Source organism: Arthrobacter sp. AD-310 (assembly GCF_054656615.1).
Genome location: NZ_BAAHNO010000009.1, coordinates 60006 through 85018 on the forward strand (window position 1 = coordinate 60006; position 25013 = coordinate 85018).

21 protein-coding genes are annotated in these 25013 nt (G+C 68.8%); 7 read left to right on the top strand and 14 right to left on the bottom strand.

Annotated features, from left to right (window positions below):
* Positions 1 to 23: 23 nt before the first annotated feature.
* Positions 24 to 1706, bottom strand: a complete 1683-nt coding sequence (locus ACYQ1Z_RS06030; protein ID WP_459791597.1) for a LuxR C-terminal-related transcriptional regulator — start codon at positions 1704 to 1706, stop codon at positions 24 to 26.
* A gap of 125 nt (positions 1707 to 1831) precedes the next feature.
* The gene (locus ACYQ1Z_RS06035; protein WP_459791598.1) at positions 1832 to 3355 is read right to left on the bottom strand and encodes an ATP-dependent DNA ligase; all 1524 of its coding nucleotides are present in this window, start codon (positions 3353 to 3355) and stop codon (positions 1832 to 1834) included.
* A gap of 62 nt (positions 3356 to 3417) precedes the next feature.
* Between ACYQ1Z_RS06035 and ACYQ1Z_RS06040 the strand changes: the two genes are divergently transcribed.
* Positions 3418 to 4020, top strand: a complete 603-nt coding sequence (locus ACYQ1Z_RS06040) for a dihydrofolate reductase family protein (protein WP_459791599.1) — start codon at positions 3418 to 3420, stop codon at positions 4018 to 4020.
* A 15-nt stretch (positions 4021 to 4035) separates the two neighbouring features.
* On the opposite strand, the gene ACYQ1Z_RS06045 is transcribed toward ACYQ1Z_RS06040, so the two are convergent.
* From ACYQ1Z_RS06045 to groES, 3 genes are all read right to left on the bottom strand, one after another.
* Positions 4036 to 5928, bottom strand: a complete 1893-nt coding sequence (locus tag ACYQ1Z_RS06045) for an HNH endonuclease signature motif containing protein (protein ID WP_459791600.1) — start codon at positions 5926 to 5928, stop codon at positions 4036 to 4038.
* 153 nt (positions 5929 to 6081) lie between these two features.
* Entirely contained in the window at positions 6082 to 7692 is a 1611-nt protein-coding gene (gene groL, locus ACYQ1Z_RS06050; protein ID WP_459791601.1) for a chaperonin GroEL, read from the bottom strand.
* A gap of 78 nt (positions 7693 to 7770) precedes the next feature.
* Positions 7771 to 8064 (bottom strand): co-chaperone GroES, encoded by a 294-nt coding sequence (gene groES, locus ACYQ1Z_RS06055; protein ID WP_003805290.1) that lies wholly within the window; start codon positions 8062 to 8064, stop codon positions 7771 to 7773.
* A gap of 223 nt (positions 8065 to 8287) precedes the next feature.
* Here groES and ACYQ1Z_RS06060 point away from each other — a divergent pair, with 223 nt between their 5' ends.
* Positions 8288 to 9205, top strand: coding sequence for a DMT family transporter (locus ACYQ1Z_RS06060; RefSeq protein ID WP_459791602.1), 918 nt, complete (start codon positions 8288 to 8290; stop codon positions 9203 to 9205).
* On the opposite strand, the gene ACYQ1Z_RS06065 is transcribed toward ACYQ1Z_RS06060, so the two are convergent.
* Positions 9145 to 9525, bottom strand: coding sequence for a hypothetical protein (locus tag ACYQ1Z_RS06065; RefSeq protein ID WP_459791603.1), 381 nt, complete (start codon positions 9523 to 9525; stop codon positions 9145 to 9147). The two genes, ACYQ1Z_RS06060 and ACYQ1Z_RS06065, sit on opposite strands and share 61 nt — an antisense overlap.
* A gap of 54 nt (positions 9526 to 9579) precedes the next feature.
* Here ACYQ1Z_RS06065 and ACYQ1Z_RS06070 point away from each other — a divergent pair, with 54 nt between their 5' ends.
* The gene (locus ACYQ1Z_RS06070; protein WP_459791604.1) at positions 9580 to 10845 is read left to right on the top strand and encodes a class I SAM-dependent methyltransferase; all 1266 of its coding nucleotides are present in this window, start codon (positions 9580 to 9582) and stop codon (positions 10843 to 10845) included.
* A 33-nt stretch (positions 10846 to 10878) separates the two neighbouring features.
* Here the strand turns inward: ACYQ1Z_RS06070 and ACYQ1Z_RS06075 are convergent, their stop codons facing one another.
* Entirely contained in the window at positions 10879 to 11697 is an 819-nt protein-coding gene (locus ACYQ1Z_RS06075) for a shikimate 5-dehydrogenase (protein ID WP_459791605.1), read from the bottom strand.
* 40 nt (positions 11698 to 11737) lie between these two features.
* Positions 11738 to 13168 (bottom strand): glycoside hydrolase family 3 N-terminal domain-containing protein, encoded by a 1431-nt coding sequence (locus ACYQ1Z_RS06080; protein ID WP_459791687.1) that lies wholly within the window; start codon positions 13166 to 13168, stop codon positions 11738 to 11740.
* Between the two features lie 387 nt (positions 13169 to 13555).
* On the opposite strand from ACYQ1Z_RS06080, the gene ACYQ1Z_RS06085 reads away from it, so the two are divergent.
* Entirely contained in the window at positions 13556 to 14707 is a 1152-nt protein-coding gene (locus ACYQ1Z_RS06085) for a glutamate--cysteine ligase (protein ID WP_459791606.1), read from the top strand.
* A gap of 101 nt (positions 14708 to 14808) precedes the next feature.
* Here the strand turns inward: ACYQ1Z_RS06085 and tsaD are convergent, their stop codons facing one another.
* From tsaD to ACYQ1Z_RS06115, 6 genes are all read right to left on the bottom strand, one after another.
* Positions 14809 to 15897, bottom strand: a complete 1089-nt coding sequence (tsaD, locus tag ACYQ1Z_RS06090; RefSeq protein WP_459791607.1) for a tRNA (adenosine(37)-N6)-threonylcarbamoyltransferase complex transferase subunit TsaD — start codon at positions 15895 to 15897, stop codon at positions 14809 to 14811.
* Positions 15894 to 16352 carry a ribosomal protein S18-alanine N-acetyltransferase gene (gene rimI / locus ACYQ1Z_RS06095; RefSeq protein ID WP_459791688.1) on the bottom strand — a complete coding sequence of 153 codons (459 nt, stop codon included), beginning with the start codon at positions 16350 to 16352 and terminating at the stop codon, positions 15894 to 15896. The genes tsaD and rimI overlap by 4 nt, the downstream gene beginning before the upstream one ends.
* Before the next feature lie 59 nt (positions 16353 to 16411).
* Positions 16412 to 17083, bottom strand: a complete 672-nt coding sequence (gene tsaB, locus ACYQ1Z_RS06100) for a tRNA (adenosine(37)-N6)-threonylcarbamoyltransferase complex dimerization subunit type 1 TsaB (RefSeq protein ID WP_459791608.1) — start codon at positions 17081 to 17083, stop codon at positions 16412 to 16414.
* Complete coding sequence (tsaE, locus tag ACYQ1Z_RS06105) at positions 17083 to 17739, bottom strand: tRNA (adenosine(37)-N6)-threonylcarbamoyltransferase complex ATPase subunit type 1 TsaE (protein WP_459791609.1); 657 nt, start codon at positions 17737 to 17739, stop codon at positions 17083 to 17085. Before tsaE ends, tsaB begins: the two co-directional genes overlap by 1 nt.
* The gene (alr, locus tag ACYQ1Z_RS06110; protein ID WP_459791610.1) at positions 17736 to 18971 is read right to left on the bottom strand and encodes an alanine racemase; all 1236 of its coding nucleotides are present in this window, start codon (positions 18969 to 18971) and stop codon (positions 17736 to 17738) included. Before alr ends, tsaE begins: the two co-directional genes overlap by 4 nt.
* Positions 18972 to 19141: 170 nt before the next feature.
* The gene (locus tag ACYQ1Z_RS06115) at positions 19142 to 20233 is read right to left on the bottom strand and encodes a carbohydrate kinase family protein (protein WP_459791611.1); all 1092 of its coding nucleotides are present in this window, start codon (positions 20231 to 20233) and stop codon (positions 19142 to 19144) included.
* A gap of 102 nt (positions 20234 to 20335) precedes the next feature.
* Here ACYQ1Z_RS06115 and ACYQ1Z_RS06120 point away from each other — a divergent pair, with 102 nt between their 5' ends.
* From ACYQ1Z_RS06120 to ACYQ1Z_RS06130, 3 genes are all read left to right on the top strand, one after another.
* Complete coding sequence (locus ACYQ1Z_RS06120; protein WP_459791612.1) at positions 20336 to 21769, top strand: family 4 glycosyl hydrolase; 1434 nt, start codon at positions 20336 to 20338, stop codon at positions 21767 to 21769.
* A gap of 95 nt (positions 21770 to 21864) precedes the next feature.
* Positions 21865 to 23130 carry a D-inositol-3-phosphate glycosyltransferase gene (gene mshA / locus ACYQ1Z_RS06125; protein ID WP_459791613.1) on the top strand — a complete coding sequence of 422 codons (1266 nt, stop codon included), beginning with the start codon at positions 21865 to 21867 and terminating at the stop codon, positions 23128 to 23130.
* A gap of 156 nt (positions 23131 to 23286) precedes the next feature.
* Positions 23287 to 24963 (top strand): formate--tetrahydrofolate ligase, encoded by a 1677-nt coding sequence (locus ACYQ1Z_RS06130; RefSeq protein ID WP_459791614.1) that lies wholly within the window; start codon positions 23287 to 23289, stop codon positions 24961 to 24963.
* Positions 24964 to 25013 lie beyond the last annotated feature (50 nt).

Genomic DNA, 25013 nt, shown 5'->3' on the forward strand with positions numbered 1-25013 from the left:
GGTGCTTTGGCTGCCGCGTCGGGCTAATCGTGTAATTGTGCTCCGCGGCGGAGTGGGTAATTTTGCCCAGGCCCGTCCGTTAGTCCGTGCTCGAAGGCGTACCTGGTGGCCGCGGTCCGGGATGTGAGCCCGAGTTTCAGGAAGATGTTGCTCACATGCCGCGCCACGGTCTTTTCGCTGAGGAACAGCGACGCCGCAATGGCGCGGTTGCCCTGGCCGGAAGCGATCAGGCGAAGCACCTCCGCTTCCCTTGCCGTCAGCGGACCGGCCGCAGCGCCGTCGGCCTTCCCCATGAGCGACGCGGTCCAGGCGGCCGCGGGTGCGGCGCCCAGTTCGAGGAACGCGGCGTGCGCCGCGTCGAATTCCATCAGCGCGGAGGCTTCGTCACCGAGGTCCCGGCATGCGCGTCCCAGAAGTGCGCGGCAGCGTGCGGCCTCGTACGGCACACCCAGATCGAGCCACAGGTGACAGGCCTGCCGCAGGTCCCTTGACGCGGTGGCGGGGTCGCCTTCCGCCAGCCGGGCAGCGCCGCCGGCCTGGTGCGCCACTGCCCGCACCATGGGTTTGGGGCAGTCCTTCGCGAAGCGGGCCAGTTCGTCTGCCGCCTCCCGCGCTGCGGGAAGGTCATCCAACGCCAGTTCGATCTCCACGAGCGCGGGCAACACGTGCCTGCGGGTGGCTACATCCGCCACTGCCGCTGCCCTGCGGATCATCGCCTGCGCCTGCCCGGACTCCCCGCGGGCCAGCAGCAGGAGGGCCAGGCCGGGCTGTGGCTCGTACCCGCTTGTGGCCGCTTGTGCGTAGGACGCTTCGGCCAGGTCCAGCTGTCCCGTCAGCCGCTGCACTTCCCCTTGCTGGTAGTAGCCGCCATAACGGGCCTGGGGGTCGCCCCGGGCGGAACGGTCCTGCGCCGCGCCGGCGGCCTCAAGGGCTTCGTCCCAAGCCCCGTGCAGCTTGAAGAGTTCCGCCCGGTGTGCCTGGCACTGGCCGCTGAAGGCGACCATGTCCGGCCGGGCACGGCACCAGCTGTCAAGGGCTGCCGTCCATTGCAGGGCGCGCTCCAGGTCAAAGGCCACGTGGCAGTTTCCGATCACCGCGCAGTAGGCGATCCCTGACGGCACCGCGGACAGTTCCCCGGCGGTGACGGCCACCATAACCTCGTCGAACATCCGCAGGCCTTCCTCGGGACGGCCCAGTTCCAACGTCGCCTGGCCTGAGCCAAGCAGGGCGAGCGCGGAAAGGTCCCTGTCCTGGAACCTGCGGCCGATCTCCCCCGCCTGGGAAAACAGCTGCAGCGCACCCTGCGGATCACCGCCATACAGCCTCCCAAGGGACTGCGGGATGAGCAGGAAGCCCGCCACGCTGTCCGGTTCGGCGAGTTCGTTCACCAGCCGCTGCCCCCGGGCCAGCCAGCCGCCGGCACGTGCGGCCTCTCCAACGTTGGTCAGGTGCAGGGCCATCCAGGCGGCGCACCGGGCGGCACCGGATACGTCCCCGACCACCAGGTATTCCTCGTGGGCGCGGGTGAGTGAGTCCAGCCCGCTTACGGCGCTGCCGGTCAGGATTTCAGCGGTGGCGAGCCGCTCGAGGTCAACCGCGGGGAGACCGCCCCGCCGGTCGGCATCACGGAAGTTTTCGAAGGCGTCGGTCCACCGGTGCTCGCGGAAGGCTGACCGGCCCTGGTCGATTCCCGTTTCAGCTGACACCGTGGCCTCCTTCCGGTACCCACCCAGCCAGCCAGCCGCCGTCGTACTCTCCGTCCGGCGGTGCCTTAGCGCCACCGTACGCCCGCCGGTGGCAGGGCACAAGCGGCCTTCTGCCAGGCTGTCGGCTAGGAACGCAGCAGTTCGCGGAGGGTCTGGATGGTGTCAGCTTCCGCCGCTGCCTTGTCGTCGCGGTAGCGCTTGACGCGGGCGAACCGGAGGGCAATGCCGCCCGGGTAGCGGGACGATTGCTGCACGCCGTCGAGCGCGATTTCCACCACTGTGACGGGTTCAACCCAGACGGTGCCGGCGGTGCGCCGCACCTCAAGTTCCTGGAACCGCTCCGTCTGCCACCGGAGCAGCTCGTCAGTAAGGCCTTTGAAGGTCTTGCCCACCATCACGTAACCTCCCGGTGGACCGAACTCGCCGGCCGGGTCGAGGGCGCCCAGGTGCAGGTTCGAAAGCAGCCCGGTGCGCCGTCCCGAGCCCCACTCGCAGGCGAGCACCACAAGGTCGTAGGTGAGCACCGGCTTCACCTTGATCCAGTTGGAGCCGCGGCGGCCTGCGGCGTAGGTGGATCCAACGGCCTTCACCATCACGCCTTCATGGCCGGCGGCGAGGGCGTCCTTCGACACCTGCGCGGCAACGTCCGGATCGGTTGTGACCTGCCCCGGGATGCGGTGGGCCGGGGCGAGCCGCTCCAGGACGCGAAGCCGGGTGGAGAGCGGCTCGTCGAGCAGGTCGCGGCCGTCAAGGTGCAGCACGTCGAAGAACCATGGATGCAGGAGCGTGGTGCGCGGGGCCTCCGCGCCGAAACGGGACATGGTTTCCTGGAACGGCCGCGGCGCGCCGTCCTCGCCGAGGGCGAGGGTTTCGCCGTCGAGGATCACGTCCCGGGCCGGCAGGCCGCGCACCACGTCCACCACTTCGGGCAGCCGGTGGGTCACGTCGGCGAGGGTGCGGGTGTAGATGCGGACCTCATCCCCTGCGCGGTGCACCTGGATGCGGGCGCCGTCGAGCTTGAACTCCACGGAGGCCTCGCCCGTGGTCTCCAAGGCCTCCCCCACCGTGGCCGCCGTTGCGGCGAGCATGGGCTGCACAGGCCGGCCGACAACGAGGCCGACTGCTGCGAGGTCTTCCGCAGTGCCGGTGAGCGCCAGGAGGGCGGTGCCGCCGAGGTCGCCGGAGAGCATTGCGGCCCGGCGCACGGCCTCGACCGGCCGGCCGGCGGCGCGGGCGACGGCATCCGTCAACACACCTTCAAGCGCGCCTGTCCGGAGCTCACCGAGCAGTATCCCTGCGATGAAGGCCTGTTCAGGCGCCGTCGCCGACCCCATCAGCCCCGACAGGATGGCGGCACGGTCAGCTGCCGATCCGGCCCCTCCGGCCGCCTGTAACCGGTCCAGTGCAGCATCAACATCGGCAATGGTCAGCGCCGGCGCCGCCGCAGGATCCTCCTTGGCGGCAGCCACGCTGCGCCAGCCAACGCCGACGCGGCCCTGCCGCGGCCTGGCAACCAGCAGGCCCACCGCCGTCGCAATCTCGCCCGGGTCCAGCCGCGCCAGCAGGTCCGCCAATGCGGCAACCTTCGCGAGCCGGGAGCGGGTGGACGCGACCGCTTCCGCAGTCCTGACAAGCTCGTCGAGCAACATGCGACCAGTCTGCCACGCAGCCGCCTCTGGACAGGGCCGGGACGCCGTTCCAGAATTGGCGCGTGGGCATCATTGTCGCGAACCTGTTCATCACCCTTGACGGCGTGTACCAGGCGCCTGGCGGCCGGGAAGAGGACACCGAAGCCGGCTTTGCGTACGGCGGCTGGCAGGCGCCGGTGTCGGATGAGGAGTCGGAAAGGTCCATCGAGGCGGAGATCAGCCGGATCGACGCGCTGCTCCTTGGCCGGAAGACTTATGACATCTTCGCGGGCTTCTGGCCCCATCAGTCCGATGACATCGGCAACACGCTCAACCGGGTGCCCAAGTACGTCGTCTCAAACACCCTCAGCGACCCCGGCTGGGCCGGCACCACCGTGCTCCCCGATGCAGCCGCCGCAGGCCGCCTCCGGGAACAGTACAACGAGGTGCACATGTTCGGCAGCGGCGTCCTGATCCGGTCCTTGCTGGAGGCGGACGTGCTCGACCGGCTCCGGCTCTGGCTCTATCCGGTCACCCTTGGCCAGGGCAAGCGCCTCTTCGACGCTGGGACGATTCCCGCCACGTTCCGCCTCGCCGAGCCGGCACGCTCCTTCCCGAAAGGTGCGGTGTCGCTGGTGTACGAGCGAGCGGGCGAAGTCGAAACGCAGGACATGGCAGGGGCATAGGCCTGAGGTTTCGTTTCAGGTGAGTGCCGGTTTCGGGTCTTTGTAGGGTCCGGGGGGCAGGGTGATGGGCATGGTGTAGAGGATGTCCCAGGCCTCGTGGTCGGGTGGGAGGTCGTCCTCGTCGATCATGTGGTCCCCCGGTGGTTCCTGGAATAGTGGGTCCTCATCCGTGAACGGCTCAACGGGTAAGGGCTCACCCGGGCCAGCTCCCGGCGCAGGCGCAAGGGCATGTACAGCGCCGGGCAGCTCACCATTCAGTGGCGGGCTTGATTCCTCGTGGGGTAGGAGTCCTGGTGGCCAGTGGGGTGGTTGCCAGTCCTGGTGTTCGCTGGCGTAGTACCGGCCTGCGGGTGAGATCCAGCCGGGCGGTTCATTCATGGTCGCCGGGGTGGGTTGCCAGCCGGAGGTGTGTTTCATCCGGTGATGTTTCGGGCAGGGCTGTCCCAGGTTACTGCCCCCGGTACTGCCGCCGTGCTGCCAGGCCAGCAGGTGGTCGGCTTCGTTGTCGAGGGAGTTGTTGCTGCAGCCCGGGAACGGGCACTTACCGTCCCGCAACCGCAGCCACCGCCGCAGCGCCTCCGAGACCCGGTAACTGGTCCGGCCGATCTCCAGCGGCGCCCCGTCCCGCGGATCCACCAGCACCCGGTAGAACGACTCCGCCCCCTCGGCGACCAGCTTCCGGGCCATCGACGCCGGAATCGGGCCGTGCCCGTCAAGGATGGCCGGTTCATCCGTGGCCCCGAGCAGCGAGAACACCGGCACCATGACCAGCACCTGCGCCCGCGGCGCCGGCGCCTTCCCCAACTTTAGGAACCCGCCAGCCACGGCACCGCCCCCGGAACCAGCAGGAATCGCGGGCGCTCCCGGGACTGATTCTGATTCATCGGGTGACACGGACACGCTAGCGTGGCCAATCCCCCCGCCCGGATCCCCTCCACCAACCGCCGCGACCCCAATGCCGGAACTGCTGCTGTTGCCGGCACCGCTCCCGGTGCCGGTGCTGGTGTTTTCGGCGGGGATGAACCCCGCGCCGAGCAGCAGGTCCACGGCGATATCCGGGCGGAGCTGGGTCAGGGTGCGTGGTTCGTCCGGGCCCTGCATGCCCCTGGCGATCGCCGTGGTCCGGTTCCAGATCGCTGACGCCCGGTCCGCCGGAATATGCAACGACAGCCACGACATCCCGTCCCGGTCCCGGGTGCATTCCATCCGCCGCTCCGTCATCCCCTTGGCGTGCCGGGCCTCAATCGACTCCGGATGCAGCCGCTCCCGCCACGACCGCACCTTGCCCCGCAGCCGCGCCGGCGGCAACCCGCCCGCCAAACCCTCAGGGCCCGCACCCAGGACATCGGGGTTCAGGAAATGCGCCTCAAGGGCTGCCGTCGCGGCAGGGTCCAGGCCTGTGGTTTCGTCCACTAGGACCCTGGCGTTCTGCCACGACACTTCGCCGGCCTGCAACGCGTCCAGCGCCGCCGGCAACGACCCCGTCAACGCCTGCGATTCTCCGATCAGGGCACCGGCGGCACGCTCACCAATGGTCAGCACACACGCGACTTCGGCCACCGTAGCCATCTCCCGGCCCTTCACCCACTCCGGGCCGGACGCCGGGTCCTGCATCCCGGCCACAGCACCCACGTGGCCGTCCACCAGGCGCACCTTCACCGCCGCCGTGGCGGCCTCAAGACGTGCGATCACTGCCAGCCCGTCCAGGCATGCATCAGAAAACTCCCGCAACGGATCACCACAGGCCGAACGATCAGCAGAATCAGTGGCGGCCCCAGACCGGGTGTTACCAGCGACAACACCGGCAAGCTCGTCCACGAAACCAGCCACAGACGCAACACCAGCCGCAACCGAGGCCATGCCCTCCACGCCCCGGAACTCCCCGGCGATGACTGCTCCGCTTTCCATGAACCAAGCATGCCAAGAGGGTCCGACAATTCCTTGCCCGGTTCAGGAGGCCCGGCAAAAATAGCCGTCTTTCGACAAGCCCACCACCGGCCGGAAAAACAACAGACCCCCGGCACGCGGCCGGGGGTCTGTTGTTGCTGACAGCCTGATGAGCTAGTGGCTGTGGCCTGCGTGCTCGTCTTCCTCGGCGGCCTTCTCGACAACCAGGGTCTCAGTAGTGAGAACCAGGGCTGCGATGGAGGCTGCGTTGCGGAGGGCGGCGCGGGTGACCTTGACGGGGTCGATGACGCCCGCGGCGATCAGGTCCTCGTACTCGCCGGACTTGGCGTTGAAGCCGTGGTTCGCTTCGAGCTCGGCAACCTTGGCCACGATGACGTAGCCGTCGAAGCCGGCGTTCTGGGCGATCCAGCGCAGCGGCTGGGTCAACGCGCGGCGGACGATGCCGACGGCGGCAGCGGCGTCACCTTCGAGGGCCTGGACGGCCGGATCCTCATCCAGTGCCTTGAGGGCGTGGATCAGGGCCGAACCACCACCGGACACGATGCCTTCTTCGAGGGCGGCGCGGGTGGAGGAAACAGCGTCCTCGATGCGGTGCTTCTTTTCCTTCAGTTCAACCTCGGTGGCGGCGCCGACCTTGATGACACCGATGCCGCCGGCCAGCTTGGCCAGGCGCTCCTGGAGCTTCTCGCGGTCCCAGTCGGAGTCCGTGCGGGCCAGCTCCGCGCGGAGCTGGGCAACGCGTGCGGAGACGTCCTCGGCGGATCCGGCACCGTCCACGATGGTGGTGTTGTCCTTGGTGACCGTGATCCGGCGGGCGGTGCCGAGCACCTCGAGGCCGACGGTGTCCAGGCTCAGGCCCAGTTCCGGAGAGACAACCTGCGCACCCGTGAGGGTGGCGATGTCCTGAAGCATGGCCTTGCGGCGGTCGCCGAAGCCCGGAGCCTTGACGGCCACGACGTTCAGCGTGCCGCGGATGCGGTTGACGATCAGCGTGGACAGCGCCTCGCCGTCGACGTCCTCGGCAATGATGAACAGCGGCTTGGACGCCTGCAGCGCCTTCTCCAGCAGCGGCAGGAATTCCTGCAGCGAGGAGATCTTGCCCTGGTTGATCAGGATGAGGGCGTCCTCGAGGACAGCTTCCTGGCGGTCCGCATCCGTGATGAAGTACGGCGACAGGTAGCCCTTGTCGAACTGCATGCCCTCGGTGAGGACCAGTTCGGTCTGGGTGGTGGAGGACTCTTCGATGGTGATCACACCATCCTTGCCCACCTTGCCGAAGGCCTCGGCGAGCAGTTCGCCCACCTCGTCGCTCTGCGCGGAGATGGAGGCGACGCTGGCAACCTGGGTGCCCTCGACGGGACGGGCGTTTTCCAGCAGGCGGGCAGCGACGGCTTCAACCGAAACCTCGATGCCGCGCTTGATCTGGCCGGGGGCAGCGCCGGCGGCAACGTTGCGCAGGCCTTCCTTGACCAGCGCCTGGGCCAGGACCGTGGCGGTGGTGGTGCCGTCACCGGCAACATCGTTGGTCTTGGTGGCGACTTCCTTGGCCAGCTGGGCGCCAAGGTTCTCGTACGGGTCGTCCAGTTCCACCTCGCGGGCGATGGTGACGCCGTCGTTCGTGATGGTGGGCGCGCCCCACTTCTTGTCCAGGACAACGTTGCGGCCGCGCGGGCCGAGCGTCACCTTGACGGTGTTGGCGAGCTTATCGATGCCGGCCTCAAGCGACCGGCGGGCAGCGTCTTCAAACGCAAGCTGCTTTGCCATGGTTGTGTCCTTTCAAGACAGAACCCCGCGCCGCCGGCCAGCTCGGAGCATGGACGGCGGCACGGGGATCCGAAAAAGTTACTTGACGACGATCGCCAGGACGTCGCGGGCGGACAGCACGAGGTACTCGGTGCCGCCGGTCTTGACTTCGGTTCCACCGTACTTGGAGTAGATGACGACGTCGCCGACGGCTACGTCGACCGGTACGCGGTTGCCGTCTTCGAAGCGGCCGGGGCCAACTGCGACAACTTCGCCTTCCTGGGGCTTCTCCTGTGCGGAGTCCGGGATCACCAGGCCGGAAGCCGTGGTCTGCTCGGCTTCGAGCGGGCGGACAACAATACGATCCTCAAGAGGCTTAATAGAGACCGACACTCGGACCTCTCCTTTTCGTCAGCAAATTCGTGGACTGGAAAGCTGATTGCCGTGGCTGGCAACCGTCGTCGCGGTGCCGGCAGCAGCCTGGCTGGCAGCTCTTCATGTGTTAGCACCCTCCTAGGGAGAGTGCTAATGAAGACTCTATGTGCGGGTTAGCACTCGGTCAAGGCGAGTGCCAGCGTTTCGTCATTGGAGAACAACCGGCAGGTAGATTGGTGCGGTGCGTGCTGCGGTATACCTGATCCTTGCCAATCTCTTCTGGGCCGGCAATTTCGTGGTGGGCCACGCCGCCATGGCAACCATGTCACCCCTTCAATTGACCTTCTGGCGCTGGGTCCTGGCTGCCGTACCACTGCTCCTCCTGGCCCAGGCGATCGACCGGCCGGACTGGAATGCCGTGCTCCGCAGGTGGCCAACCCTGCTGCTGCTGAGTGCCCTGGGCATGAGCGGCTACACCCTGTTGCTCTACAGCGCGCTCCAGCACACGTCAGCGCTGAACGCATCCCTGGTGACGGCTGCCAACCCTGCCCTGATACTGGTGCTGGCCGTTGTGCTGCTCAAGGACCGGCCCCGGCCTGTGAGCTGGCTGGGCATCGGGATGGGGCTGGCCGGCGTGCTGCTGGTCCTGACCGGAGGGGACTTCCAGCGGCTGCTGACCTTCTCGGTCAACGCCGGCGAGCTGCTGATCCTGGCAGCAATCACCGTCTGGGGTTTCTACACGATCATTGCCCGGCGGCTCGCGCTGCCGGCCATTACTTCCACCGCCGTGCAGGTGGCCATGGCCGTCGTCGTCCTGGCCCCCGTCGCGGCCGCTGCCGGCGCCGGGCTGCCCTCCACCCCCGCTGAAGGCTGGTCGCTGGCGTTCATCGCCCTGTTCCCGTCGCTGGGCTCCTACCTGCTGTGGAACCTGGCACTGAAAAGGACCACCGCAGCGAACGCGGGGAACTACCTGAACCTGATCGCGGTCTTCACGGCCGTCATCACGGTGCTGCTGGGCCAGCCCATCACCGTGGCGCAGGTGGTGGGCGGAGTCCTGGTGATCTCAGGGGTGCTGCTGACCAGTGCGGGGCAGAAGCCTCAGCGGCCCAGGTCGTCGAAGTCGACGTCCTCGCCGCCGTCGGAGTCCCGCGTCCCCTGATTCCTGCCGCGGTACAACAGAACGGCCGCCGCAGCCGCCACCAGAAGGGATGCCACAAGGAATACGATGCTGCCGGCCCGGGCTCCCGTGTACAGGCCGCGGATGTCGCGGGCTTCCTGGGTGTCGTCGTCGATGCTGCTGCCGCCCACCGAGTAGACGGTGGCGTTGAACGTGTCCAGGAAGAAGATGATCACCAGCAGGGCCAGGCACACGACGGCAATCACGGACGCCGCGATGAGAGCGGGGCGGGCATACCTGGCAGGACCCCGGTCCGTGGGCTGGTCTTCTCCGGACTGCTGGGGGCCTGCGGTGTCTTCCATGGTTTCAACATTATCGGCATCCCCGCCGCACGCTCCTCCACTAGGCTGGAACCCATGCCCCAAGCTCCCCAGGACCAGATCGCACCGCTGCTCACCCCTGAAGGCTGGGAGCTGCTGGCATCCCTTGGGCCCTACCGGGAAGACTCATCCTTCGAGCTGAACTCCGCCCTCCGCAAGGCCGGCCACTCCCCCGAGCTGGTGTCCGCCGTCCTGACCCAGTCACGGTTGCGCACGAAGGCGGAGGCCAAGTTCGGTGAATTCGCCCGGCAGATGCTGTTCACGCAGGCCGGGCTGGAGCAGGCCACCCGGCTGAACGTTGCCGCCCGGCACGCGCAGCGGTTCGCCGCTGCCGGTGTGGCCGACGTCGCGGACCTGGGCTGCGGCCTCGGCGCCGACGCCCTGGCCCTGGCCTCGCTTGACCTGAACGTCACCGCGGTGGAAATGGATGAGACGACGGCGGCCTGCGCCACGGTCAACCTCATTCCGTTCCCGAACGCCAGGGTGGTCCACGCGGACGCCACGGCGGTTGACCTTGAGGGGATCGACGGCGTCTGGCTGGACCCCGCCCGCCGGGTCACGTCCACATCGGGTACCAAGCGCATCTGGGACCCGGAGGCGTTTTCGCCGCCGCTGTCCTTCGTGGAATCCCTCGCGGAATCAGGCAAGGCTGTGGGTGTGAAGATGGGGCCGGGCATGCCGCACGACTTGGTGCCCCAGGGCTGCGAGGCGCAGTGGGTGTCCGTGGCCGGCGACGTGACCGAGGTGGCGCTGTGGTTCAACGCCGTCCGCCGCCCCGGAGTGCGGCGTTCCGCCCTGGTGCTTGGCCCGTCCGGTGCAGCGGAACTGACCAGCGGTGAAGACTTTGGCGCCGGTCCGGCCGCCCCGCTGGGCCCCGTGGAGGGATACCTGTATGAACCGGACGGCGCGGTTATCCGCGCCGGCCTCGTGGCCGACGTCGCGCTGGAGCTTGGCGGGCATCTGGTGGATGAGCACATCGCGTACATCTGCGCGCCCACACTGATGGACACCCCGTTCGCCAAGGCCTACAGGGTGCGGGAGGTGATGCCCTACAACGTGAAGGCGCTCAAAGCGTGGGTGAAGCAGGAGGGCATCACCGTGCTGGACATCAAGAAGCGCGGCACCGCGGTTACCCCGGAAGAACTGCGGAAGCAGTTGTTGCCCACCGGGAAAAACGCAGGCAGGAACCCGGGACAGAAAGGTGCCGGGAAGACCGCCACCCTGGTCCTGACCCGCATCGGGGAGGACCGGGTGGCCGTCGTCGTGGACCCGGTGCCCGACAGCTCGGCGCCCGCGCAGTAGGCACTCCTATGCCGTTGGCACGGGCACGGGCAGCTACTGCGCCCGCATGAACTCCTCGGCAGCACGCACCTGATCCGCGCCGGGCCGGACACCCGTGTAAAGCACAAACTGCTCCAGGGCCTGGATGGTTGCCACCTCGGCGCCGGTGATGACCGGTTTCCCGGCTGCGCGCGCAGCCTGGATGAGCGGAGTTTCCGCCGGCAGGGCCACGACGTCAAAGACCAGCTTCGCCGCCTCGATGGTTTCGGCCGGGAAAGCCAGGGTTCCGGCCTCCGTCCCTCCCGCCATGCCAAGGGGCGTGACGTTGATGATCAGGTCCGCCGTGCCGCCGTCGAGCGCTTCCCGCCACTCGAAGCCGTACTGGTCCGCGAGCGCCCGCCCGGTGGCCTCATTCCGCGCGATCACGGTGACGTCCTTGAAACCGGCGTCCCGCAGCGCCGCCACGGTAGCCTTGGCCATGCCGCCGGCACCCTGGACCAGGACCGTGTAATCCGTGGGCACCTTATTGCTGGCGAGCAGCTGTTCAATGGCGGTGTAGTCAGTGTTGTAGGCCTTGAGGTGGCCGTCGGTGTTCACGATGGTGTTGACCGAGTCGATGGCTTTGGCGGAGGGGTCCATCTCGTCGATGAGGGCGATGACGTCCTCCTTGTACGGCATCGAGATGGCGCACCCGCGGATACCCAGCCCGCGGACCCCGGCGATGGCCTGCTCCAGGTTGGTGGGCGCGAACGCCTTGTAGATCCAGTTCAGCCCCAGCTGTTCGTAGAGGTGGTTGTGGAACCGGGTCCCGTTGTTGCTGGGGCGGGCCGACAGGGAGATGCAGAGGGTCATGTCTTTATTCAGAATGGGCACCCGACCATTAAACTCGGTCCCACCCGACTTGGTTGGCAGATTAAGGGCAGCCGGCCCCGGCAGGGATGTTTCCGACGGCGGCCGGCAGGTTCCCGGGGGCGGCCGCCTTGCCTGCCAGGACGGCGGCGAGGGCGTCGAACGCGGCCTCGCTGCGCCCGTACAGGGCCAGCCTGACCGGCGCCGGCGATCCTGCCAGGGCCCAGGGCGCGTCCAGGGCCACCTCAATGTCCCCGCCGGCGGGACGGCCGCCGTACCCGATGAGGTTGACCAGCGGCCCGGAACCGAGGGCAAGCCCGGCGCGTGCGGCCGCGGCCTCAAAACGTTCCTTGTCCCCCGGCGCGCCGCCCGACACCCGGACGGCGCCGGGCACCAGCGGTCCGGTGCACGGCCCTGACACAACAGTCACGGCCGCTGCCGAAACTCGTGCCGCGACCGGAGCGGCGGCCCCGGCTGGAATTCCTGCGGCGGCACGCCTGCCCTGCCAGGCCATCATCGTGGCCACCCGCCGGGCGGCTTCGTCCAGCCGTTCGGCCGGCAGGGTTCCGCCCTTGACGGCGGCGACAATCGCGGCGTGTGCCTGGGCGACGTCGGCCGGCATCAGCAGCAGGTCGGCGCCGGCGGCGAGGGCCATGACCGCAGCGGCTCCGCCGGGGTACTGCTTGGTCACTGCCCCCATGTTGAGGGCGTCCGTCACGGCCACGCCTTTGAATCCAAGTCCGCGCAGTGCCGCATAGGTACGGGCGGAGAGCGACGCCGGGACGCCCGGTTCCAGCGCGGGCACGGCGATGTGTCCGGTCATCACCATCGGCATGCCGGCCTCGATGGCGGTTTGGAAGGGTCTCCAGTCCTTGGCCTTTAGTTCCTCGACGCCCGCAGGCTGGACGGGCAGGCTCTGGTGGGAGTCGGCCGTCACGGATCCGTGCCCCGGGAAGTGCTTGACCGCCGGGAGCACACCGGCGGCCAGCATGCCCTGCGAGAATGCCGCACCGTGAACAGCGGCTACGGCCGGGTCGGAGGACATGGAGCGGGCCCCGATGGTGGGATCCTGGGGGCCCATGGTGATGTCGGTGTCCGGGGCGAAATCAACGTTGAAGCCCAACGATGCCAGCTCGCCGGCAAGTCCCTGGCCGGCCTCGCGGGTCAGCGCTTCGCTGCCCGCCGCGCCATAGCTCATGGGGGCAGGCCACTCGGTCAGGGGCGGACCCAGCCGTGCCACCAACCCGCCTTCCTGGTCCACGCCGATGAGCCCGGGCCAGGGATCGCCGTCGGCCGCAGTGGCCTGAGCAAGCCGCTGGTTGATGGCGGCCATCGCTGCCGTGTCCACCCGGCCTTGGGGATCCCTGGGGACGTTGTCGCCCATGATGATCGTTCCGGCGAGGTGCAGCCGCTGGATGGTGGCGGCGTGGGCTTCCACCTGGTTCCCGGGGTAGAACGGCATGAGGACCTGCCCGGCTTTTTCCTCCACCGTCATATCGGCGACCGCGGCCGTGGCCGCGTCCTGGTCGCGCTGCTCGGGTCCCCAGCCCAGGGGCCGGGAACCCGGCTCAGGTGACGGCGGAGCATTGGTGCGGGACGGCGTCGTACGCGGTGTTGGTGAAGGCGAGGCGGAAGCGGAGGGTGCCGCACTGGCAGCCGGCGACGACGGTGCCGTGCCTGGAGAGGCGGTGCAGGAGGCGAGTGCCACAGCGGTGGCCGCGGCGAGAAGGGGAAGGGTTTTGTGTGGACTGTCACGCAGGTGTTGGAACGGGGACATCGTTACTAGGCTACCCCTGCGCTATAGACTTGAAACATCCGTCCGCCCGCCGGCAGCTGCCCGGAAGCGGCGTCAGCCAGCGGCCACCGGACAGTAAGGAAACGCGTGAAGATCGACTTCGCTGCCTCGAGGCAATCCACCCTTGGCGTCGAATGGGAGCTCGCGCTGGTGGACGGCAAAACCGGTGAACTCGCCTCCGTGGCGAACCAGGTCCTCCGCGGCGTGGCCGCCCGCCATCCGGAACTGAACGAGGATGACGAACACCCGCACATCAAGCAGGAACTGCTGCTGAACACGGTGGAACTGGTCACGGGCATCTGCGAGACCGCCGCCGAGGCCAAGGAGGACCTGAGCCGGTCCCTCGCCGCGGTCCGGGAGATCACCGATCCAATGGGCGTTGAACTTTTCTGCGCCGGCAGCCATCCGTTCAGCCCGCCGCAGCTGCAGCCAGTCACGGACAAGGCCCGTTACGCCAAGCTGATTGACCGCACGCAGTGGTGGGGCCGGCAGATGGTGATCTACGGCGTGCATGTGCACGTGGGCCTGGACCGGCGGGACAAGGTCCTGCCGGTGCTCGACGGGTTGGTCAACTACTTCCCCCACTTCCAGGCGCTGTCCGCGTCCAGCCCGTTCTGGGGCGGTGAGGACACCGGCTACGCCTCCCAGCGTGCGCTGATGTTCCAGCAGCTGCCTACGGCCGGGCTGCCCTTCCAGTTCCCGTCCTGGGAGGAGTACGAGTCCTACGTCCAGGACATGTTCACCACCGGGGTCATCGACACCATCTCCGAGATCCGCTGGGACATCCGTCCCGTGCCGGCCCTCGGCACCATCGAGATGCGCATCTGCGACGGCCTGGCAACCCTGGAGGAAGTCGGGGCCATCGCGGCGCTCACCCAGTGCCTGGTGGACGAATTCTCCACCACCCTGGACAACGGGGGCAGCATCCCCACCATGCCGCCGTGGCACGTCCAGGAAAACAAGTGGCGTGCGGCCCGATACGGCATGGACGCCATCATCATCCTCGACGCCGCCGGCAAGGAACAGCTGGTCACCGAGCACCTGCTCGAGACCCTGAACCGGCTGGAGCCGGTCGCCGCCAAGCTGCGCTGCTCCGATGAGCTGGCCGACGTCGAGAAGATCATCAGCCGCGGGGCCGGATACCAGCGGCAACGCCGCGTGGCGGCCGAAAGCGGCGGCGACCTGCAGGCCGTGGTGCTGGACCTGGTCAAGCAGATGCGGAACGGCCCCACCGCCTGACCCCTCCACCCCGAGACGGGGCACTTTGACACGGACACGCCGGTCCCGGTCGTGGTTTACGACGGCGGCGCCTCCAAAGTGCCCCGCGACGGCAGGCCGGCTTAGGCCGGGAGGGACACCGAGGTGACGGGCAGGGACGAGTCCGGGGCGAAGCCGATGCCGCTGGGGGCCACCCCTGCCATCACCAGCCGGGCTCCGAGGGCGGCCACCATGGCGCCGTTGTCCGTGCACAGGTCCAGCGGCGGCACGTGCAGGCTGATCCCGGCCGATGCGCAGCGCTGGGCCGTCAGCTCCCGGAGGCGCGAGTTGGCCGCCACCCCGCCGCCCAACAGCACGTCCTTGATGCCGTGCTCCCGGCAGGCGAGCACAGCCTTGGACGAGATGATGTCCACCACGGCTTCCTGGAACGCGGCGGCGATGTCCGCCACGGGCACTTCCTGTCCGCTGGCTTCGAACTGTTCAACGCAGCGGGCGACGGCGGTCTTCAGCCCGCTGAAGGACCAGTCGTAGCGGTGCGGGCCGGGTTCCTCGGCGGTGCCCATGTACTTCGGCTGGCTGAGGCCGCGCGGGAAGCGGATCGCCTTCGGGTTTCCGGTGCGGGCCATTTTGTCGATCGCCGGGCCGCCGGGGTAGCCGAGGCCCAGGATGCGGGCCACCTTGTCGTAGGCCTCGCCGGCGGCATCGTCGATCGTGGAGCCGAGCAGCACCACATCGTCGGTGATGCTGTTGATGCGCAGGATCTCGGTGTGCCCGCCGGATACGAGCAGTGCCCCCAGGTTTTCGGGCAGCTGCGGGGCTTTGCCGTCCTTCCCGTCCAGCAGGCCCACGCCCACATGCGCCACCAGGTGGTTGATGGCGTAGAGCGGTTTACCGGTGGCCACGGCCAGGGCCTTCGCGGCACAGACACCAACCATGAGGGCGCCGGCGAGTCCCGGCCCGGAGGTGACGGCGATGGCGTCAACGTCGTCCAGGGTCACGCCGGCGTCGGCCAGTGCCTGCTGAAGCGTGGGGACGAAGGCGTCCAGGTGGGCCCGGGAGGCGATCTCCGGGATGACGCCGCCGAACCGGACATGCTCGTCCATGGAGGAGGAGACGGTGTTGGTCAGCAGGGTGGTGCCGCGGACCAGGCCGACGCCGGTCTCGTCGCAGGAGGATTCGATGCCCAGGACCAGTGGCCGGGTGCGGTTCATTGCTGCATTCCTTCCGGTATTTCCCCGTCGCCGATGAGCTGGAGCCGCATGATCAGCGCGTCGACGCCGTCGCGGTAGTAGCGGGGGCGGACGTGGATCTGTTCGAAGCCGAACCGCAGGTAGAGGCGCTGGGCGCGGGGGTTGTCCGCACGGACTTCCAGGAGCACGTCCGCCGCCTTGCGGCGCCGTGCCTCATCGATGAGGCCCGAGAGCAGGGTGCTGCCAATGCCCTGGCCTTCGTATCCGGGCACGACGGCGATCGTCTGGACATCGGCGATCGGCTCGATGCACATCAGCCCGGCGTAGCCCACGATGCCTTCGCCGGCCTCGGCCACGAAATAGCGGCGGGTTTCGGGCTGCGCCAGTTCGTCGAGGAACATCTGCAGCGGCCAGGCGTCAACGGGGAAGAGCTGCTGCTCCAGGGCATTGACGGCGGGGACGTCCTCGAGGGTCATGTCGCGGATGGTGATCCCAGCAGGGCGGGACTCCGGGACGCTGTCCGGGTGTATGCCGTTCACAGTGCCCGCTTCCGGGGCCCTGGGACCTGGGCGTCGGATTCGCGGAGGTACAGCGGTGTGGAGTCGAGCAGGCCGTTGCCGGCGGCGAGCCGGGCAAGCGCGAACTGGCCCAGGTACAGGGCGTCCGGCTGCTCCAGCGCGAAGTCGGGGTTGGCCTGCAGGGCGTCAGCGTAGAGCCCGGCGCCGGCGCCGAACGCCGGCAGGTCCGGCAGGTCGGAGGCGAAGCCGACATGCGGCCCGTCGTCAAGTCTGGGCAGCTGGCCGGCGGCCAGGCTGTAGCGCGCCCAGTACACCTCCTTGCGGCGGGCGTCGGTCACCACCAGGAAATCCGCGACGGCGGCCGTCGACTCGGCCACTTCCAGGGCCACGGCGTCCAGGCTCATGAGTCCGTGCAGGGGCTTGCCCCACACAAAGGAGAGGGTGCGGGCGGTCGCGATGCCGGACCGCAGCCCCGTGAAAGGACCGGGGCCGACACCGACCACCAGGGCATCAATGTCCCGTCCGGTGACGCCGGCCGTGGCGAGCATGTCCTCGATGCCGGGTGCGAGGACCTCGGCATGGCTGCGGGTGTCCTCGGTGGAGAAGCTGGCCACCACGCCTTCCAGGGCGTCATCCGAGACGAGGGCTGCGCTGGCCACGGCGGAGGTGTCAATGGCAAGGATCAGCATCAGTGGTTCCCTTCGGCCGGACCCAGGTCCGGGGCAGCCTGCCACCGGGGCCCGTATCCGCGCATCACAATGGTGCGCGGCTCGTCGGTTTCGTCCTCGTCGAAGTCGAGGGTTTCCGGCAGCGCCCCGGCAGCGGACGGGGCACCAGCAGCGGACAGGGCACCAGCAGCGGACGGGGCACCGGCGCCCGCCCCGGAAACGTGCCCGGAACCAGCAAGCCCAACCGCCCGGTGCAGGTCGATTTCGAGCCGGCTTTCACTCAGGTGCTCCACCCGGTCACGTCCCCACTCAACGACTGTCACGGAGCTGTCCATGGTGTTTTCCAGGTCGATGTCGTCGATCTCGGCGGCCGAGCCCAGGCGGTAGGCGTCCACATGGACCAGGTCCGGGCCGCCCGGCCGCGGTCCGTCCGGCAGGTTGGGGTGGATGCGGACCAGCACGAACGTGGGCGAGATGATCCCCGCCCGGACACCCAGCCCCTCCCCCAGTCCCTGGGTGAAGGTGGTCTTGCCGGCACCCAGCTCGCCGGAGAGGACCAGCAGGTCCCCGGCCTCCAGCAGCCTGGCGAGCCGGAGGGCCAGCGCGGAGGTCTGGTCCGCCGTCGTCGCCGTGAACGTCTTCTCCCAGTTGGGTGCCGTATGGGCGACGCCGGTCATGCGGCTCCTTCCCGGTGCAGGACGGCGGCGTGGCCGGCGCCGGACGCGTCCACTTCGTTGATGAATCGGCGCGGGACGCGCGGACTGATCCGGGTCACGATCTCATAGTTGATGGTCCCGGCGGCGCGGGCCCAGTCGTCGGCGGTGGGGCCGCCGTCGTCCCCGTTTCCGAAGAGTTCAGCTTCCGCCCCCAGCAGCGCGGCACCCGCGGATCCGATTTCGCCCAGGTCGATGACCATCTGGTCCATGGCGATCCTGCCCACCACGGGATAGGTCCGCCCGGCCACCCGGACGGGGCCGCCGGTCGCGACGCGCGGAATTCCGTCGGCGTACCCGACGGGGATGAGGCCCAGCGTGCTGCGGCCGCTCGTGTGGTAGCGAAGGCCGTAGGAGACGCCCTGCCCGTCCGGCACCTCCTTGCACTGGGACACCACCGTCCGCAGCGCCATGGCAGGGCGGAGGCCCAGTTCCGCGGAGCTTTGCCCGTCAAAGGGCGAGAGGCCGTAGATGCCGAGGCCCACGCGGACCAGGTCGAAGTGCGTGTCCGGCCGGGAAAGGGTGGCGGGCGTGTTTGCCAGGTGCCGGACTTCGGGGTCCACGCCGGCGTCCTCGGCCACGGCCAGTGCTTCCCGGAAGGCGGCGAGCTGTTCGTCCGTTTCGGGGCGCTCAGGTTCGTCGGCGACGGCCAGGTGGGAGAAGATCCCCACCACGCGCAGCAGGCCCTGGTCCTGGTACTCCATCGCCTCGCCCACCAGGTGGTCCCATGTGTCCAGGGTGGCGCCGTTGCGGCCCAGCCCGGTGTCCACTTTCAGGTGCACGCGCGCGGGACGTTCCTGTTCCCTGGCGGCCGCCACGATCTGGTCCAGTTCCCAGCCGGAGCAGCCGATGTCGATGCCCGCGGCCACTGCCGCGCCGAAGTTGCTGTCCACGGTGTGCAGCCAGGCGAGCAAAGGCGCGTCGATGCCGGCGGCCCGCAGGGCGAGGGCTTCGGAGATGTGGGCGACGCCGAGCCAGGCTGCACCGGCTTCGAGCGCGGCGCGCGCGACGGGAACAGCTCCGTGCCCGTAGGCGTCGGCTTTAACGACGGCCATGACTTTCGCCGGGGAGGCGGCCGCGGCGAGCCGGCGGACGTTGTGCCGGATCGCTTCGAGGTCGATCACGGCGGACCGCTCGTGGCGGGTGTCCGGGCCGGGGGAAGCGCTGAAATCACCGGGTGTTGCAGGGTAAGTCACCTTAGTGATTCTAGTGCCGGGGCTTCCCGCCGAATAATCACGGCGGTCCGGGGCGGTTTCCCGGAACCGCAGTGTCCTGCGGCGCCGGGCGGGCAGGAAGGTTCGACGCCGGCACCCGGCTTCGCTGATTGACAAGCTTTGCTGATTAAGCCGAGTGCCGGCGTCGTGCGTCAGGCGTCCGAAAGGTGCGCGATAGTGGCCGCCGCCCTGCGCTGCGCGGCGAGCGGCACGTCCTGGATGATGTCCTCGAGGAAGCCGAAGCGCCGCAGCCACTGGCTCATTTGCCGTTCCGGCCGGGCGTTGGCACGTTTCCACCAATCCGCGATGTCTCCCCAGCCCGGCGCGGCGAGTGAACCGCCCACCTCCTGCACGGCCAGTGAAGCGCAGAGGTTGGCGAACCGCAGCCTGTTGCCCAGCGGCCAGCCGGCCAGGCTGCCCACGATGAACGCGGCGTCAAAGCAGTCACCGGCACCGGTGGGATCAAAGGCCTTGACCGGCAGGGACGGCACCCACTCCTCCTCCCCCGTTTCCGAATCCACCGCCATGGCGCCCTGTGGTCCCAGGGTCACCACGGCCACCGGGACGCGGTCGGCCAGAGCGTAGAGGGCAGCCCAGGGGTCGTCCTTGCCGGTGAAGGCCATGGCCTCGCGCTGGTTGGGCAGGAACGCGTGGAAGTACTGCAGGTTGTCGAGCCGGACCGGCGCCCACTCGCCCGTCGGGTCCCAGCCGACGTCGCCGAACAGCTTAACGCCCGCCTGGTGTGCCTCCTTCGCCCAGGGCTCCACCTCAACCCCCACCTCGGCGATGCCCGCGAGCGCCGGCGGCGGGGTGCCGATCAGTTCCGAGGACGTAACCGGGGCGGCGTGGCCGTGGGTCACCATAGACCGGTCCTTCTCCACGCAGAGGGAGACGGTCACGGGGGAATGCCAGCCCGAGATCCGGCGGGACAGGCTGAGGTCCACGTGTTCCTGGCTGGAGAGGATCTTCCAGTTGAAGTCACCGTAGCCGTCGTCACCGAACGCCGCGGCCAGTCCGGTGCGGAGCCCCAGGCGTGCCGCCGCGATGGCCTGGTTGGCCACGCCGCCTGGGCAGCTGCCCATGCCGTCGCTCCAGATTTCGGTGCCGGGTTCGGGGCTGTGCGGCAGGCCGGTGAAAATGATGTCCTGAAAGACCGTTCCGGCCAGGAGGACGTCAAACCCGGGTTCGGCTGCCGAGCGGACGCCGGCCAGGGGGTCGAAAGGGCGGGCTGGGATCGCGTCCATGTCGGCACGATACGCCCTGCCGCCGACATCCGGTAGGGGCCCGGGCGGCGTGCTGCGTGATGTCCGCGGGGGTGGTCCCGGTCGGGGCCTAGACTGCTGCGTATGCGGCTTTTGATTGCCGGCGGCGGAGGTTTCAGGGTGCCGCTGATCTACCGGGCACTGGTGTCGGGCCGCTTTTCCGGGCTGGTCACCGAGCTGGTTCTGTACGACGTCGACGCCTCCCGGCTCGACGCCGTCACCGCCGTGCTCCGCAGCATGCCCTCGGGGCCGGGCGTCCGCCTGCCGGTTCAGTCCACCACTAATCTTCCGGAAGCCCTGGCCGGGACCTCAATGGTGTTCGCCGCCATCCGGCCGGGCGGCACAGCCGGGCGGATGGCCGATGAAAAGGTGGCCCAGGACCTGGGACTGCTGGGCCAGGAGACCACGGGTGCCGGCGGCATCTCCTACGCGCTGCGGACCATCCCGCACATGCTGCACCTGGCCCGCCTGATGCGGGAGCACTGTCCGGAGGCCTGGCTGATCAACTTCACCAACCCGGCGGGCATGGTCACCGAGGCGCTGGTGCCTGTGCTCGGCCGCCGGGTCATCGGGATCTGCGATTCCGCCGGCGCCCTGGTACAGCGGGCCGCGCGCGCCGCCGGGGTCCCCCTGCCCGAGGGACGGCTCGACGGCGCGGGCTACTACGGGCTGAACCACCTGGGCTGGCTGTACAAGCTGGAGTCCGGCGGCCGGAACGTGCTGCCTGACCTGCTCGCCGACCCGGCTGCCCTGAAGACCTTTGAGGAGGGGCGGCTGTTTCCGCAGCCCTTCCTGGCTTCATTGGGCGCGCTGCCCAACGAATACCTCTACTACTATTACCGGCTCGACGACGCCCGGCTGGCGATGCGGTCCATGGCCAGGACACGCGGGGAAACCATCCATGACCAGCAGGCCGAACTGTACCCGCGGCTGGCGGCTGCAGGCGGGGAGGCGTTCCGGCTGTGGGAGGAGGCCCGGCGGTCCCGGGAGGAGGGCTACCTGGCCGAAGCCCGCACCGGGGGTGAGCAACGGGATGAGGACGACCTCGCCGGCGGAGGTTATGAGCGCGTGGCACTGGCCGCGATGAAAGCCCTCTCAGGTGCAGGGGACACGCAGCTTATCCTGAACACCCGCAACACCTTCCCGGACTCCCCTGCCGCCGGAAGCGAGCCTGCTGTCGAAAACAATCCCGGGGCTCAAGCACCCCCACCCACGCCGGCCATTCCCGGGCTGCCCGCGGACGCCGTCGTCGAACTACCCTGCACCGTGACCCGCGACGGCGCGCTGCCGCTGCCCCAAAAGGCGCCGCCGGAACCGCAACTGGGCCTGCTCCGGCGGGTCAAGGACGTTGAGCGCCTCACCGTCCGCGCCGCGACGCACGGCGACCGGGACGCCGCCGTTGCCGCGTTCGCACGGCATCCGCTGGTGGATTCGGATGACCTTGCCGCGCAGCTGCTGTCCGGGTATGAACGCGCCTTTCCGGCCCTGCGGCAGCTGTGGCAGGCCGGCGGGAGTTAACACACGCAGGCGGCCCCAGGGGAAGGAGTAGTGTTTTATCGGACACGCACTGATCCGGTGCAGATGAGACGCGCCGGTGGCCGGAAGGAGGTCCCGTGGCATTGATCCGCAGGGTCGCTTTACTCTCCCTCCACACCTCCCCCATGGAGCAGCCCGGGTCCGGTGACGCGGGCGGCATGAACGTCTACATCCGGGAACTGGCCTCCGCCCTGGCCGAAGCGGGCGTGGAAGTGGAAATCTTCACCCGCGCCACCTCCGCCCACCAGCCCGCCGTCGAACATCCCGACCCCGGCGTATGCGTGCACAACGTCCTCGCCGGTCCTCCGAAGAAAATTCCTAAAGAGGAACTGCCCGAACTGCTGCACAACATGGTGGCGGAGATCGAGGAGATCCGCCGCCGCCAGCCGCACGGCCGGTACGACGTCATCCATTCGCACTACTGGGTATCCGGAATCGCGGGCCTGGAGCTGTCGGAGCTCTGGGACGTACCGCTGGTCCACACCATGCACACCATGGCCAAGGTCAAGAACCTGCTGCTGGAATCCGGCGAACAGCCCGAGCCTCGGCGGCGTGAGCTGGGTGAGCACCGGATCGTGGACGGTGCCGCCCGGCTGATCGCGAACACCAGTTCCGAGGCCGCCGAACTCGTGTCGCATTACGGGGCCACTTATGACCGCATTGATATCGCCCCGCCGGGGGTTGACCTTAGTACCTTCACGCCCGCGTTCCGGGCCCGGTCCCGCTCCGGGCGCGGCATTGGCCCGGGCACGTTCCACCTGCTGTTCGCCGGCCGCATCCAGCGGCTGAAGGGCCCCCATGTCCTGGTCAAGGCCGCCGCGCTGCTCCGGAGCCGCCGCCCCGACATCGACCTGCGGCTCACGATTCTGGGGTCGTTGAGCGGGAACAAGGAGTTCAACCTGCGGCGGCTGGTCGCCGAGGCGGGAATGGACGACGTCGTCACGCAGCTTCCGCCGGTCAAGGCACCGGAACTGGCGGACTGGTTCCGGGCGGCCGACGTCGTAGTGATGCCGTCCTTCAGCGAGTCCTTCGGCCTGGTGGCCCTGGAGGCGCAGGCCTGCGGGACGCCGGTGGTGGCCACCCGGGTGGGCGGCCTTTCGCGGGCGATCTTCCACGGCCGGACCGGGCTGCTGGTGGATGGCCACCACGCCGCGGACTGGGCCGACGCATTTGAAGCCCTCTACGACGACCCCGTCACCCGCGAGGACATGGGGCGCGCCGCCGCCATCCGCGCCCAGAACTCCGGCTGGGCCCGCACAGCTGCCATCACGCTCGAAAGCTACCACGCCGCCGTCGACAACCATGTGGTGCCGCGGCTGGTGCCGGCCGTTCCCGCATCCTGAGTCTTTCTTGCGGCGGCGCTCTTTCTCGCGGCGGCGTTCTTTCTTGCGGCGGCGGGCCTGCGGGTACCGCAGCCGGGGTACGGTAGCTGTGACTGGCCAGGTACCAAGCCTGCGACGGACACGGCGCGGACAAAGGCCGCACCGGAAAGGACAAGGATGTCTGCTCTTCCCTCCGACCTTGAGATTGCACGCGCGGCCCGGATAAGGCCCATCGGTGAGATCGCTGCTGCTGCCGGTATCAACGGCGACGCCATTGAGCAGTATGGCCGGTACAAGGCGAAGATCGACCCGACCCGGCTGGACGCCCCGCCTCCTGGTGGAAAGGTGGTGCTGGTTTCCGCCATGTCCCCCACGCCCGCGGGCGAAGGGAAATCCACCACAACCGTTGGATTGGCGGACTCACTGGCCAGGGCAGGGCACAAGGTGATGATTGCCCTCCGCGAGCCCTCGCTCGGGCCCGTGCTGGGCATGAAGGGCGGGGCCACCGGCGGCGGAATGTCCCAGGTCCTGCCGATGGACGAGATCAACCTGCACTTCACCGGGGACTTCCACGCCATCACGTCCGCGAACAACGCCCTGATGGCCCTGGTGGACAACCACATCTACCAGGGCAACAAGCTCAACATCGATCCGCGGCGCATCACGTTCAAGCGCGTCCTGGACATGAACGACCGCGCCCTCCGCGAGGTCGTGATCGGACTCGGTGGGCCCCGGCAGGGGGTTCCGCGGCAGGACGGGTTCGACATCACCGTGGCCTCCGAAATTATGGCCGTCTTCTGCCTGGCGACGGACCTCGCGGACCTTCGCGGGCGCCTGGGCCGGATCACGTTCGGCTACACCTATGACCGGGTGCCGGTGACCGTGGCCGACCTGGGTGTGCAGGGGGCACTGGCCTTGCTGCTCAAGGAAGCCATCAAGCCGAACCTGGTGCAGACCATCGCGGGCACCCCGGCGCTGGTCCACGGCGGGCCGTTCGCCAACATCGCCCACGGCTGCAACTCGCTGATCGCCACCCAGACCGCCCGGCGGCTGGCGGACATCGTTGTGACCGAGGCCGGGTTCGGGGCGGACCTGGGGGCGGAGAAGTTCATGGACATCAAGGCGCGCGTCGGCGGCCTGGTGCCCTCCGCCGTCGTGGTGGTGGCCACCGTGCGTGCGCTGAAGATGCACGGCGGTGTGGCCAAAGACCAGCTGGCACGGCCGGACGTGGCCGCACTCGAATGCGGGGTGGAGAACCTGCGCCGGCACATCAGGAACGTCGAGAAGTTTGGCGTTGTCCCGGTGGTGGCTATAAACCGGTTCGATACCGATTCCGGCGAGGAACTCGACTGGCTCCTCGCATGGTGCGCGTCCGAAGGCGTTCCGGCCGCCGTTGCAGACGTCTGGGGACGCGGCGGGGGCGGGGACGGCGGCGACGAGCTTGCCGCCTTGGTGGCGGATGCGGTGGCCCGGCCTGACAGTTTCCGGCACCTCTACGCCCTGGGGCTCCCTGTTGAGGACAAGATCAGGACCATCGCGCAGGAGATCTACGGGGCCGACGGGGTGGAGTTCTCCGTCCCGGCCCTGAACCGCCTTGCCGAGATAGAACGGAACGGGTGGGGCAGGCTGCCGGTGTGCATGGCCAAGACACAGTACTCGTTCACCGACGATGCGACCCGCCTGGGCGCTCCGAAGGGGTTCACCATCCATGTCCGGGACCTGCTCCCCAAGACGGGTGCGGGGTTCATCGTGGCGCTGACCGGGGCGGTAATGACCATGCCCGGGCTGCCCGCCGTCCCCGCTGCACTGCGCATGGACGTGGACGACGCCGGCAACCCCATCGGCCTCGCCTAACCCTCGTTGCTCTATCACTTTTGGTCCCTAAACCCTGGTTTTAGGGACCA

Excerpts from the sequence above, each read along its gene's own strand:
- ACYQ1Z_RS06035 (WP_459791598.1), bottom strand. The coding sequence starts at position 3,355 with ATGTTGCTCGACGAGCTTGTCAGGACTGCGGAAGCGGTCGCGTCCACC.
- ACYQ1Z_RS06045 (WP_459791600.1), bottom strand. The coding sequence starts at position 5,928 with ATGGAAAGCGGAGCAGTCATCGCCGGGGAGTTCCGGGGCGTGGAGGGC.
- groL (WP_459791601.1), bottom strand. The coding sequence starts at position 7,692 with ATGGCAAAGCAGCTTGCGTTTGAAGACGCTGCCCGCCGGTCGCTTGAG.
- ACYQ1Z_RS06065 (WP_459791603.1), bottom strand. The coding sequence starts at position 9,525 with ATGGAAGACACCGCAGGCCCCCAGCAGTCCGGAGAAGACCAGCCCACG.
- ACYQ1Z_RS06070 (WP_459791604.1), top strand. The coding sequence starts at position 9,580 with ATGCCCCAAGCTCCCCAGGACCAGATCGCACCGCTGCTCACCCCTGAA.
- ACYQ1Z_RS06080 (WP_459791687.1), bottom strand. The coding sequence starts at position 13,168 with ATGACGGTGGAGGAAAAAGCCGGGCAGGTCCTCATGCCGTTCTACCCC.
- tsaD (WP_459791607.1), bottom strand. The coding sequence starts at position 15,897 with ATGAACCGCACCCGGCCACTGGTCCTGGGCATCGAATCCTCCTGCGAC.
- rimI (WP_459791688.1), bottom strand. The coding sequence starts at position 16,352 with ATGACCCTCGAGGACGTCCCCGCCGTCAATGCCCTGGAGCAGCAGCTC.
- tsaB (WP_459791608.1), bottom strand. The coding sequence starts at position 17,083 with ATGCTGATCCTTGCCATTGACACCTCCGCCGTGGCCAGCGCAGCCCTC.
- tsaE (WP_459791609.1), bottom strand. The coding sequence starts at position 17,739 with ATGACCGGCGTCGCCCATACGGCACCCAACTGGGAGAAGACGTTCACG.
- ACYQ1Z_RS06115 (WP_459791611.1), bottom strand. The coding sequence starts at position 20,233 with ATGGACGCGATCCCAGCCCGCCCTTTCGACCCCCTGGCCGGCGTCCGC.
- ACYQ1Z_RS06120 (WP_459791612.1), top strand. The coding sequence starts at position 20,336 with ATGCGGCTTTTGATTGCCGGCGGCGGAGGTTTCAGGGTGCCGCTGATC.
- ACYQ1Z_RS06130 (WP_459791614.1), top strand. The coding sequence starts at position 23,287 with ATGTCTGCTCTTCCCTCCGACCTTGAGATTGCACGCGCGGCCCGGATA.